This window comes from Micromonospora sp. NPDC003944 (assembly GCF_053605225.1).
The window spans coordinates 1-11,337 of the sequence record NZ_JBSGIV010000113.1 but is presented as its reverse complement, the minus strand read 5'-3'; the positions used below and the strand labels follow the sequence as shown (position 1 = coordinate 11,337).

The 11,337-nt window shown below is 71.9% G+C and carries 10 protein-coding genes; all 10 read left to right on the top strand.

Translation table 11 applies throughout. The annotated features are described in order from the left end of the window. Positions 1–487: 487 nt before the first annotated feature. The gene (locus tag ACWER9_RS30985; RefSeq protein WP_452305185.1) at positions 488–1,780 is read left to right on the top strand and encodes a cytochrome P450; all 1,293 of its coding nucleotides are present in this window, start codon (positions 488–490) and stop codon (positions 1,778–1,780) included. Positions 1,781–2,042: 262 nt separating this feature from the next. Next, on the top strand, positions 2,043–2,525 hold the full coding sequence (locus tag ACWER9_RS30980; protein WP_452305184.1) for a helix-turn-helix transcriptional regulator: 483 nt from the start codon (positions 2,043–2,045) through the stop codon (positions 2,523–2,525). Between the two features lie 253 nt (positions 2,526–2,778). Further along, positions 2,779–5,175: a sensor histidine kinase gene (locus ACWER9_RS30975; protein ID WP_452305183.1), complete on the top strand. Its 2,397-nt coding sequence runs from the start codon at positions 2,779–2,781 to the stop codon at positions 5,173–5,175. Positions 5,176–5,191: 16 nt separating this feature from the next. Then, positions 5,192–5,596, top strand: coding sequence for a roadblock/LC7 domain-containing protein (locus tag ACWER9_RS30970; RefSeq protein WP_030490280.1), 405 nt, complete (start codon positions 5,192–5,194; stop codon positions 5,594–5,596). 53 nt (positions 5,597–5,649) lie between these two features. Beyond that, positions 5,650–6,843 (top strand): ABC transporter substrate-binding protein, encoded by a 1,194-nt coding sequence (locus ACWER9_RS30965; RefSeq protein ID WP_452305182.1) that lies wholly within the window; start codon positions 5,650–5,652, stop codon positions 6,841–6,843. After that, complete coding sequence (locus ACWER9_RS30960; protein ID WP_452305181.1) at positions 6,840–7,736, top strand: branched-chain amino acid ABC transporter permease; 897 nt, start codon at positions 6,840–6,842, stop codon at positions 7,734–7,736. The genes ACWER9_RS30965 and ACWER9_RS30960 overlap by 4 nt, the downstream gene beginning before the upstream one ends. Next, complete coding sequence (locus ACWER9_RS30955; RefSeq protein ID WP_452305180.1) at positions 7,721–8,743, top strand: branched-chain amino acid ABC transporter permease; 1,023 nt, start codon at positions 7,721–7,723, stop codon at positions 8,741–8,743. The genes ACWER9_RS30960 and ACWER9_RS30955 overlap by 16 nt, the downstream gene beginning before the upstream one ends. Further along, complete coding sequence (locus tag ACWER9_RS30950) at positions 8,740–9,483, top strand: ABC transporter ATP-binding protein (protein WP_452305179.1); 744 nt, start codon at positions 8,740–8,742, stop codon at positions 9,481–9,483. Before ACWER9_RS30955 ends, ACWER9_RS30950 begins: the two co-directional genes overlap by 4 nt. After that, positions 9,483–10,301 (top strand): ABC transporter ATP-binding protein, encoded by an 819-nt coding sequence (locus tag ACWER9_RS30945; RefSeq protein WP_452305178.1) that lies wholly within the window; start codon positions 9,483–9,485, stop codon positions 10,299–10,301. The genes ACWER9_RS30950 and ACWER9_RS30945 overlap by 1 nt, the downstream gene beginning before the upstream one ends. 6 nt (positions 10,302–10,307) lie before the next feature. Further along, on the top strand, positions 10,308–11,111 hold the full coding sequence (locus tag ACWER9_RS30940) for a class I SAM-dependent methyltransferase (protein WP_452305177.1): 804 nt from the start codon (positions 10,308–10,310) through the stop codon (positions 11,109–11,111). The last annotated feature ends 226 nt before the right edge of the window (positions 11,112–11,337 follow it).

The window sequence follows — 11,337 nt, the reverse complement described above, 5'->3', positions numbered from 1 at the left end:
CAGCGGTGAGCACAGTGGACGCACCCTCCAGCGCACGCGCCCCGCTGTTCTTCATCAGCTACTCACGGGCGCCGGTCGGCCGGGCCACCGGCGGCGTCGCGGGGCCGGCTCCGCCCCGCCGAAGCTGGCCGATTCCGTCGACCCGGGATCGTTGCGCCGCGATCGGTGACCGGACTGCGGCGTCACTCGTCGTCTCGGGGGTCGTTTCCCCGGTCATGAGGCGAAGCGGCGAGTTGATTCCACCGTCGGGCTGGGTCGACTGCACGGCAAGGACCGAGCCGCAACTTGCATCGGGCCGGGTTCGCTCGTCTGTTGCAACCCGCAATTATGCCGTCCAATAAATAGACGAGAACCAATCTTGACTTGTGCGACCGGCCAGCGCACCGTAAAGAGCCAGAGGCAGCTGCGCGCCATTATCGGCCCGGCTGGAGTGGATCGCCAAATGGGGCGCTGCCGGTTTCGCGCCGCGTGCATCAGGAGGCTTTCCATGCGGTTGAATCCGTTCACCGGGGTCTATCTCACCGACCCGGCAAGCATGTGGCGACGCATTCTCGACGATCCCGACGGGGTGCACTACGCCGAGGATCTGGACCTGTGGTTGATCAGCAGGCACGCGCACGTCCGGCAGGCCCTGGCCGACGCTGCGACATTCGCCAACGCGCTCACCCTCGCTCCGGTCTACGAGGTGTGCCCGCCGGCGCTGAACGTGATCATGCAGATCGACGCGCCACCCACGACTGCCGCCGCCGACCCGCCGGCGCACCCGCGCACCCGTCGGGCCCTACGGGCGACCTTCGCGAACACCGCCGAGCGGGTCGAGGCCGAGTACGGCGCGATCGTCCGACGCCGGGTCGACCAGCTGGTGTCCCGTCTCGCCGCCCGGCAGGGCGAGCAGGTCGACCTGATCCCGGAGTTCGCGACCGAACTGCCCCTGCTGGTGGTCCTGGACATCCTCGGCGTTCCCGACGCCGACATCGGGCGGATCCGAAGTTGGGCCGACGGCCAGATCGCCCTCATCTGGGGACAGCCGGACCCGGCCGAGCAGGTACGCCTGGCACAGGGTCTGTTGGAGTTCTGGCACTACTGCGAAGACCTGGTCCGCCAGCGGGTGGACAGCGGACACCGCGGCGACGACTTCATCAGCCGCGCCCTCGACTACCGGGACGACGACGACACCGTGCTGACGGTGCCGGAGGTGGCGAGCCTGGCCTTCAACCTCCTGGTGGCGGGCCACGAGACCACCGCCGGGTTGCTGGCGCACACCCTCGACCAGGCCCTCTCCACTCCCCAGCGGTGGTCGGCGATCACCGCGGACACCGGGCTCGTCCCGGCCTTCGTGGGCGAGACACTCCGGTTCGCACCGGCCATCGACGGCTGGCTCCGGGTGACCACCCGCGACGTGACCCTGGGAGCGGTGACGATCCCCGCCGGAGCGCGCTGCCTTCTGTTGATCGGGGCGGCGAACCGGGACGCTGCGGCGTTCCACGACCCGGACCGGTTCGACCCCCACCGGGCCGACGCGGGCAACCATCTGTCGTTCGGTCACGGTCCACATTTCTGCATTGGCGCGGGATTGGCCCGACTGGAGGCCGGGATCGCGCTCAGCCGGCTCGCCGACGCCATTCCCGGCCTCCGGCTGTCACCGGAACAACATCGCTCGTACAAACCCAATGTCGCGTTTCGTGCGCACCACACACTGCTCGCGATAATCGACACCCCGGAGTCGGCGGACCTGCCGCCAACCCGGGTGGGAGCGACGGCCGAGGCGCACGCCGCCTGATGGCAAGTGAGCGCCAACGGCGCTGACCTGCGGACGGGTCGGGCGTCGGGTGGAGCGGCACCGGCTCGCTCCACCCGGCGGCCCTCGGTGTCGCAACACCTCTGGCAGGCACCTTTCGCGCTTTGCCCGACGATCCATGTCGGCGAACGTCTTCACACCCAACGCTTCCTGGGTTAAGAATTGCCCTCTGTGAATGTTCGGCTCATCGGCCAATCTCAATCTGGCGTCCGCTGCTGAATGTCCGTTCCACGAAGGTGAGCGCATGGAGCACACGTCCTCGTCGAGCTCGGCGCACTCTGCGGCCAGTCAGCGGTTCCGATGGGAGTTGCGCAACTGTCGCATCCAACGGGGTCTGACCCAGCGAGCCCTGGCGGATCTGGTGCGGTTCAGCCGGGAGACGGTCGCCGCGGTCGAGTCGGGCCGCCGGTTCGGCAGTCACGAGTTCGCGCTGCGCTGCGACGACGTGCTCGGCACCGGCGGTCGGCTCGCCGCGCTCTGGCCGCAGGTCGCGGCGGAGCAGGCGGCGGCCGACGGCCGCCGGGGCCCCCGCGCTCCGGAACCGGCTCAGTTGGATCGGCAGGTGCCGCGTCAGCGTGGGCGGCGCGACGCGCGCGACCCGGGCGCTGTGGTGGACGCGATCGACGAGCTGCGTGAGCTGATCGGCCAGGTGCTCAACGGCCCACCCGAACCGGACGACCCGGAGCGGCGGCACCCGTCGGCCGGGCCCGCCGACAACCAGCGCTGACCCGTCGGATCCGGCACGACCTCGCGGCGTCACCGGCCGCTGACGTTGGGTACAGATGCTGGTACGGGCAGTTTGTACCACGGCCAGGTCTGGTCTACGAGCGCGGCTTCCGGCCGAATGGGACTTGCATTCGGCAACGTGCGGATAGACCGTCATCGACGAGTCGTGGGAGTCAATCTTGGCGTCGAGCACCCGGTCCCACGCGGCCAGACCCTACCCGACGCGCCGACGCGGTTGGAAGATAGCCGGCCGGATGCGCCTCATCGTCGCGGCCCCGCTGGTCGCCGTGATCGGCTTCGCCGGTCTGGCGCTGACCGAGAGCGCACGCCAAACGGTCCGCGCCAGCGACCTGCAGATCCTGGCGCAGGTCGGCGCCGGGGCCGGCGACCTGGCCTACCGGCTGCAACGCGAACGCATCGCCGCCGCCGACCTGCTCACCTACGCCCGACCCGAGCAGCAGGACGCCTTCGGCGCGGAGATGGCCGCCACCGACGACGCCGTCACCCGCTACCGCGCGCAGCGCGACCGGCTGCCCGCCGACACCGACGGCAACCCGGCTCTCCTGCGACGCATCGACGCGGCCCTGGACGGTCTCGCGCCGCTGCGCACCCAGGTGCGCACCGCCACGCACGCGTCGGTGTCGGCCATGACCTTCAGCTACCGCATCGCGATCGCCGACCTCATCACCTTCCGGGAGAGCGTCTCGCACGGCGTCGTGGACGCCGCACTCGCCGACGGGATCCGGGCCTCGGCGGCGCTGTCGAAGACGGCCGAGGCCATCGGTCAGCAGCAGGTGGCAGTGCTGCGCGCCGTCGCCGGCGGTGAGCTGACCCCGGCCACACAGCAGGACATCACCGCCGCCCGCACCAGCTACACCGAGTCGAGCCTGTCGTTCCTGGCCCTGGCCCCGACCGAGTGGAGCCTCTGGTGGGAGCAGGCCGGCACCGGCAAGGAGGCTCTCGCCCTGCAACGGATGCAGGACGAGGTGTCCCGGGCCCAGCCGGGGTCGCAGCTGCAACTGGAGACCGACGCCTGGGTGTCCACCACCCAGACGCGCGCCGCCCGCCTGGCCGACCTGCGCGCCCGCGTCGACGACGCGGTCCGCGACGACGTTCGGGCCGCACACGCCGACCAGCGCCGGCGGGCCGTGGCCGAGGCGGCAGGCGTCCTGCTGGCCCTGGTGCTGACCGCGTTTGTCACCTGGGCCGTCGCGCGGCAGATCACCCGACGGCTGCGCCGCCTCCGGGACGCGGCCAACGCCGTGGCCTTCGAACAGCTCCCCGCCGTGGTGGCCCAGCTCCAACAGCCCGGCAGCGCCACCGTCGACCCACAGCAACTGGCCCACCAGCAGTCGAACACCGCGCTCGAACCGTCAAGCGACGACGAGATCGGCGAGCTGGGTCAGGCGTTCAGCGCCGTGCACCAGGCCGCCGTGCGGACCGCAGCCGAACAGGCCGTCATGCGGGCCAACACCGCCGACATCTTCATCCACCTGAGCCGCCGCGAACAGCGCCTGGTCGACGCGGTGCTGGCCCAGGTCGACCTGGTCGAGCGGGACGAGACCGACCCCGACCGGCTCGACCAGCTGTACACACTGGACAACCTGGCGACCCGGATGGGCCGGATCAACGCCAGCCTGCTGGTGCTCGGCGGCGTCGGCGTGGGTCGCGTACGCCAGCGCGACGTTCCCCTGCAACAGGTGCTCCAGGCGGCGCTGTCCCAGATCGAGCACTACGCACGGGTCCGGCTCGGCATGATCGACGGCGACGTCGCGGTGGCCGCCAAGACCGTCGACGAGGTCGTGCACCTCCTCGCCGAACTCATGGACAACGCCACCACCTACTCGCCGCCGGGCAGTGAGACCTGGGTGAGCGGTCGGAGCCTGGGTGACCGCGTCATCGTCCAGATCAGTGACGAGGGTGTGGGGTTGTCCCCACAGCGGATGCAGCAGCTCAACGAACTGCTGGCCCGCCCACCGGCCATCGACGTGGCCGCCGTGCGGGCGATGGGGTTGGTCGTCGTGGGCCAACTCGCGGCGCGACTGGGCGCGACCGTGCAACTGCGACGCGGCCCCCGACGCGGCATCCTCGCCGAGGCGACCCTGCCCGCAGCGATCATCCGGTCGCTGCCGCCGGAGGAGTACCTGCTGGCACCCGGCCGGCTGTCGCGGCGCGCGGCGCGCACGGCCAACCCTCCGCCGCCGTACCAGCCACGCCCCGAACCCACCGCCGGCCGCCCTCCGGCCGAACGGACCCTGCCGGCGGCGCCGGTCTTCCGGCCGGCTCCCCCACCTCCGGACCGAGGTGACGCACCCACCGAGGAGCTCCTCATCTTCGAACAGGTCAACCACTGGTTCCAGAACGACGTCGTCGACGGCCAGGACGGCCAGAACGGCCGGCAGTGGTCCAGCCCCGCCGACGACGCCTGGCGTACGGCCGCCCAGGCGCACACCCCCGAGGTCGCCACGACCACCAACTCCGGCCTGCCCAAACGGCAGCCGCAACGGCACCTCGTGCCCGGCGGTGTGACAGCGCAGCAGCAGCAACGGTCCGAGTACCGCGACCCGGCGCAGGTGGCGACGGCGATGGCCGCGTACGCGCGGGGCGTGGCGAACCGACGGCGCACCCCGATCGATCTCGGCAACAAATGACGGGACAGGAGAGCACGTGACCGACCAACAGGATCTCGGCTGGCTGCTGGACAACTTCGCCGCGCGCGCTACCGAGGTCAGCCACGCGATCGCCATCTCCAGCGACGGCCTGATGGTGGCCGCCACCCGCGACCTGCCACCGGACCGGGCCGACCAGTTGGCCGCCACGGGTAGCGGGCTGGTCAGCCTGCTGCGGGGGGCTGCGGCCTTCTTCGACGCCGGCGCGGTGATCTCCAACGTCACGCAGCTCGAGGGCGGCTTCATGTTCTCGATGGCCTTCAACGACGGCGCCTCGCTGCTGGTGCTCGCCGCCCCCGAGTGCGACGTGGGCAAGGTGTCCTACGAGATGACCGAGCTGGCCAACCGTATCGGAGACGCGTTGACCCCCGCCGCCCGAGCGGCCCTCGCCCGCAGCCGCTGACCACCCCGGCGCCCCCACGCCGGAGACCCCTTCCCCTTCCTCTGGAGTTAGTCATGCCTCTCACCAAGCCGTGGCGCAGCCGTGCCCTCACCGCCGCGCTGCTCGCCACCGTGCTGATAACCGGCACGGCCTGCGGTGACGACGCGCCGGGCCCGAGCGCCGGCGGCACGATAAAGATCGGCCTGCTCGCGTCGCTGTCCGGGACGTACCAGGCGGTCGGTACGGAGATCCGGGACGGCTTCCAGCTCTACCTGGAGACCCACGACGGCAAGCTCGGCGGCCGGAAGGTCGACCTCGTCGTCGCCGACGAGGGCAACGGCGCCCAGACCGCCGTCCCGGCGGCGACCAAGCTGCTGAAGCAGGACCGGGTGTCCGCGCTCACCGGCATCGTCGGTGGCGGCTCGGTCGCCGGGGTCACCCCACTGCTCGCCGAGACGAAGGTGCCACTTGTCGGCTCCAACGGCCGGCCGGAGCTCAAGGACGTCTCCCGGGTCTGGCACACCTCGTACCTCTCCGACGAGCCCGGTGCGGCGATCGCCCAGCACGTCCGCGACAACGTGAAGGGCTCCGTGTACGCGATCGGCCCGGACTACCAGGGCGGTTGGGACGAGTTGCGCGGCTTCACCGACGCGTTCGGGAAGATCGGCGGGAAGCTCGCGAACGCCGACGGCAAGACGACCTTCACGCCGTTCCCGGCCACCACGAACTTCCTTCCGTACTTCGCCCGCATCAAGGCCTCGGGCGCGGCGGCGGTCTACACCTTCTACGCCGGTAGCGCCGCCGTCGACTTCGTCAAGCAGTACGCGCAGTCCGAGATCAAGGACGTCCCGCTGTACGCGGCCGGGTTCCTCACCGAGGGCGGCGTGCTCAACGCACAGGGCGAGGCTGCCCGCGACATCTACTCGGTGCTCAACTACTCGCCCGACCTCGACAACGCGGAGAACCGCGCCTTCGTGGCCGCGTGGAAGGCCAAGCACGACGGTTCGCCGACGACCTACGCACTCGCCTCGTACGACGCGGCGGCGGTGCTGGACCGGGCGATCGGTGCCGCCGGGAGCGACCCGACCCCCGAGGCCATCAACACCGCCATTGGTCAACTCGGCCAGATCGCCAGCCCGCGCGGCACCTGGCAGTTCTCCACCACCACGCACTCCCCGGTGCAGAAGTGGTACCTGCGGCAGGTTCGCCAGGACGGCCGGGCGCTGTCCAACACCGTCGTGGGCGACCTCGCGACCGTCGGCCGGTGATAGTGGTGGCGGCCGGCACGAACCGGATCGACCCGTACCTGATCCCGGCGTTGGACGGAGTCGCCTACGGGCTGCTGGTGTTCGTCGCCGCGTCGGGTCTGGTCTTCTGTTTCGGCGTCGCCAACATCCTCAATCTGGCGCACGGCCTGCTCTACGCGATCGGCGGGTACACCGCCGCCGCGCTGCTCGACGGTGGTTGGGCGAGCCTGGCGGTGGCGCTGGCAGTCGGTGTGCTGGCCGCCGCCGCTGCGGGGGTGCTCCTGGCCGGCCTGCTCACACCGGTCGCGAACGGCAACCACCTGAGTCAGGCCCTGCTGACCTTCGGTGTGGCGCTTGCCGGCGGTAGCCTGCTCGTCGCCGGGTTCGGGCCGGACGACCCGCAGGTCCAGGTGCCTGCCGCCCTGGAGGGGTCGGTGGTGGTCGCCGGCCACCGCTATGCCGCGTACCGGTTGGTGTTCATCGTCGTCGCCGCGGTGCTGGCCGCCGTGCTCTACCTGGTGGTGCGACGCACCAGGGCCGGGATGCTGGTCCGGGCGGCCGTCGACGACCCGGAGATGGTCGCCTGCCTGGGTGTGAGCCCGACGCGGATCCGGGCCGGAGTGCTCGCCGCGGCGGGCGCGCTGGCCGGTGCGGCCGGGGTTCTCGGCGCCCCCATCATCGGCCCCGGTACGGACACCGCCGACACCGTGCTGCTGCTCTCCCTGGTGGTCGTCGTCCTCGGTGGGCTTGGTTCCATGGCGGGCACCCTGCTGGCCGCGCTCGCGATCGGCGAGATCCAGACGCTGGGTGTGGCGCTGCTGCCGTCCGCCGCGCCGTTCCTGCTGTTCGCCGCGATGGCGGCCGTGCTTGCCGTGCGGGCACGCGGCCTGGCCGGCAGATGGCGGACGACGTGACCGGCGAGGTGATCCGGTGGGCGCGGGGCGGCGTCGCGGCGCTCGTCCTGGTCGGCCTCGTCGTGGCGCCGTGGGTGGTCGACGACTACACCACGGCGATCCTCGCCCGGACGCTGGCGCTGGCCCTGGTCGGGGTGAGCGTGGCCCTGCTCACCGGCGTCGCCGGCATGCCCACCCTCGGGCAGACCGCACCGTACGCGGCGGGCGCGTACGCCTGCGCGGTGGTCGGCAGCCGGATCTCCGACGTGGGTGTCGTGCAGGTCCTCGTCGCGGCGGCCGCCGGGGCGCTGCTGGCCGCGCTCACCGTGCCGCTCGTCGTGCACGCCCGAGGGGTGATCGTCCTGATGATCACCTTGGCCATCGGTGAACTCGTCGTCACCGTGCTCGGGCGCTGGCGGTCGGTGACCGGGGGCACGGACGGCCTGGCCGGCATCCCCGCGGTCCGCCCGTTCTGGGGGCTCCCGGCGCTGGCCAGCGACCAGGCCCGCTACCTGTACGCCCTGGTCGTCGCGGCCATCGTGGTCGGCGCGGTGCTGGTGCTGCTGCGTACCCGGGCCGGGCTGGTGCTGCGAGCCGGCCGCGACGACGAGACGCGGCTGCGGGCCAGCGGTCACCGGGTGGCGTTGCACGTGTCCGGCGCGCACATCGCCGCCGGGGCGATAGCCGGTGCCGCCGGCTCGCTCCTGGTCGTCGCCCAGCAGTACATCTCCCCCGCCGACTTCGGCTTCGACACGTCCGCCCTGCTCCTGCTCGGTGTGGTCATCGGTGGCACCGCCTCGGTGGGCGGCGCCCTGGTGGGTGCGGCGTTGGTCATCGCCGCCCGGGACTGGCTGTTCGGGGTGCTGCCCGGCCATGCGCCGTTGGTGCTGGGCGCGCTGTTCGTGGCGACGGTCTACCTGCTGCCCACAGGCGTCACCCGGGCCCGGGGGCGGCTGCGCCCGCCGGTGGCCCCGGCACCCCAGCCTGCCGTTGCCGAGCAGGCAGGCGTCCCGGAGTTGCGCCGATGACCGCTCTGCTCGACGCCCAGGAGATCAGCGTGCGGTACGGCTCGCTCGCCGCGCTCGACGGCGTGGACCTGCGCATCCACGACGGTCAGCGGCACGCGTTGATCGGCCCGAACGGGGCCGGCAAGACGACCCTGCTCAACGTGATAGGTGGGTCCACGACACCGCAGCGCGGCACGGTGCGGTTCGACGGGCGCGACGTCGGTCGGCTCGGGCCGGCGGCTCGGGCGCGGCGGGGCATCAACCGCATCCACCAACGCCCCGCGGTCTTCCCGACGCTCACCGCGACGGAGAACGTCGTGGTGGCCGCGCTGCCTCGGGTCATCCCCCGCCGGAGGTGGTGGCCGGGCGGACGCCGACGTACCGCGCAGCGCCTGGCGGGTCCGCTGCTGGAACAGATGGGGCTCACCGCCGTCGCGGCGGTGCCCGCCGGGCACCTCGCGCACGGCCAACGACGGCAGTTGGAGATCGCGATGGCCCTGGCCGGTCGCCCTCGCCTGCTCCTCCTCGACGAACCGGCGGCCGGGCTGTCCGCCATCGAGGTCGGCCGGCTCGTCGAGGTGCTCCACGCGCTGCCCAGGGCGGTCGCGGTACTGCTTGTCGAACACCGACTGGACCTGGTGTACGCCCTCTCCGACACGGTCACGGTGCTGCGCGACGGTCAGACCCTGGCCGCTGGCACGCCGGACGAGATTCGTACCTCGCCGCTGGTGCGGCAGGCCTACGCCGACGGGGTGGCCTGATGCTCACTGTGGATCGTCTCTGCGCCGGCTACGCCGGAGGAATCGTCCTGCACGACGTCAGTCTGCGGGTGCGCCCGGGCAGCATCCAGGCCGTGGTGGGCCGCAACGGGGCGGGCAAGAGCACGCTCGTGCACACCATCGCCGGGCTGGTCCGAGCGTCAAGCGGTCGCGTCGAGATCGGCGGCGTGCACGTCGCCGGCCGACAACCGCACCGCATCGCCCAGTCCGGGGTCGGTCTGGTCCCGCAGGGTCGACGGGTCTTCTCCCGGTTGACCGTGGCCGAACACCTGCACCTGGCGGCCGCGCCGTGGCGGGCTCCCGCCTCCGGCGGCGGCGAGGGTTGGACGGTCGCCCGGACGCTTGAACTGCTGCCGAGGTTGGCGGTGCGGTTGCGGCACCGGGGTTGCGAACTCTCCGGCGGCGAGCAGCAGATGCTGGCGATAGCCCGCGCGCTGCTCGGCCAACCCCGGGTGCTGCTGCTCGACGAACCGTGTGAGGGCCTCTCACCCGATCTCGCGGCGCGGGTCCGCGAGCTGGTCAACGGTCTCGCCGCCGACGGCCTGACGGTGCTGCTCGTGGAGCAGCAACTCCAGCACGCGATCGAGGTCGCGGACCGGGTGGCGGTGCTGGAGTACGGCCGGGTGGTCTACGACCGGCCGACCGCTGAGGCCCGCCGTGACCCGGCCCCGCTGGCGGCGATGTTGAGCGTCGCCGCCGTTGCGCCGCCGCCGGCCAACCGGTCGACCCCTCGGCTCTGGGCCGACACCCCCTCGTCACCCGACCCTTCTCGAGTCACCCGACCCTTCTTGGAGAGGTAGACACCGATGACAGCCGCTACCAGCGACGACACGTACACGTTCGACAACGGCGCACCGGACGCCGTTCCCCAGATGCACGCGCTGGAGTCCTTCCTGGACCCGATCACCACGCGTCGCCTGGCCCGCCCGGTGCTGGGACCGGGCGCCACCTGCTGGGAGGTCGGGGCCGGTGGCGGCTCGATGGCCCGGCGGATCGCCCGAGCGGTCGGCGACGACGGTCGCGTGGTGGCCACCGACATCGACCCCACACACCTCGTGGCCGAGGGCAACCTGCACGTACGCCGCCACGACGTCCGCACCGAACCGCCGCCCGGGGACGCGTTCGACCTGATCCACGCCCGGCTGGTGCTGCTGCACCTTCCCGACCGGCGACGCGTCCTGCGTACGCTCACCGGCGCGCTCGCGCCCGGCGGTTGGTTGGTGGTCGAGGAGTTCGACTGCACCGCGCCGCAACGGGTGCTGACCGCACCCACCGACGACGCCGCGAAACTCTTCGCGCAGGTCATGGACGCCATGATGGGTGTCCTGGAGGACCATGGCGCCGACCTGGGCTGGGCACAGGACGTACACACCGAGATGGCCCTCGCCGGTCTGACCGACCTGGACACCATCACCCACTCGCAGAGCTGGGCCGGCGGGTCGACCGGAACGTCGCTCTACGAGACCAACTCCCGCCAGTTGGAACCGGACCTGCTGGCCGCGGGGTTGTCGCCCAACCAACTGAACGCCTTCCGGCGGCTGCTCAACGACCCCGGGTTCGCCGTCATGTCGTACCACTTCGTCTCCACGCGGGGCCGCCTCGCGAGCTGAGCAGGTGGACCACCCGCGCGGAGCGCGGTCGCGCCGCCCGTACCTCTCCCGTCGCAGCACGCCCCCCGCTGCGCTCCGGACAGCTCTACGGCGGCCCCGACCGCACCGGCCGGGCTCCCCGAGCGCGACCGAGGTGACGCCGGACGCCGCGAGCTCTTGTCGAAGAAATACCAGTTGGTGTAGCCCTCGACCTTGCCGCACTTGGCCTCGGCGTCCCGCTCGCCGC

What these genes read in the sequence shown, in the direction of transcription:
- ACWER9_RS30945 (WP_452305178.1), top strand. Translation starts at nt 9,483, where the DNA reads ATGCTCACTGTGGATCGTCTCTGCGCCGGCTACGCCGGAGGAATCGTC.
- ACWER9_RS30965 (WP_452305182.1), top strand. Translation starts at nt 5,650, where the DNA reads ATGCCTCTCACCAAGCCGTGGCGCAGCCGTGCCCTCACCGCCGCGCTG.
- ACWER9_RS30975 (WP_452305183.1), top strand. Translation starts at nt 2,779, where the DNA reads ATGCGCCTCATCGTCGCGGCCCCGCTGGTCGCCGTGATCGGCTTCGCC.
- ACWER9_RS30985 (WP_452305185.1), top strand. Translation starts at nt 488, where the DNA reads ATGCGGTTGAATCCGTTCACCGGGGTCTATCTCACCGACCCGGCAAGC.
- ACWER9_RS30980 (WP_452305184.1), top strand. Translation starts at nt 2,043, where the DNA reads ATGGAGCACACGTCCTCGTCGAGCTCGGCGCACTCTGCGGCCAGTCAG.
- ACWER9_RS30955 (WP_452305180.1), top strand. Translation starts at nt 7,721, where the DNA reads ATGGCGGACGACGTGACCGGCGAGGTGATCCGGTGGGCGCGGGGCGGC.
- ACWER9_RS30940 (WP_452305177.1), top strand. Translation starts at nt 10,308, where the DNA reads ATGACAGCCGCTACCAGCGACGACACGTACACGTTCGACAACGGCGCA.
- ACWER9_RS30950 (WP_452305179.1), top strand. Translation starts at nt 8,740, where the DNA reads ATGACCGCTCTGCTCGACGCCCAGGAGATCAGCGTGCGGTACGGCTCG.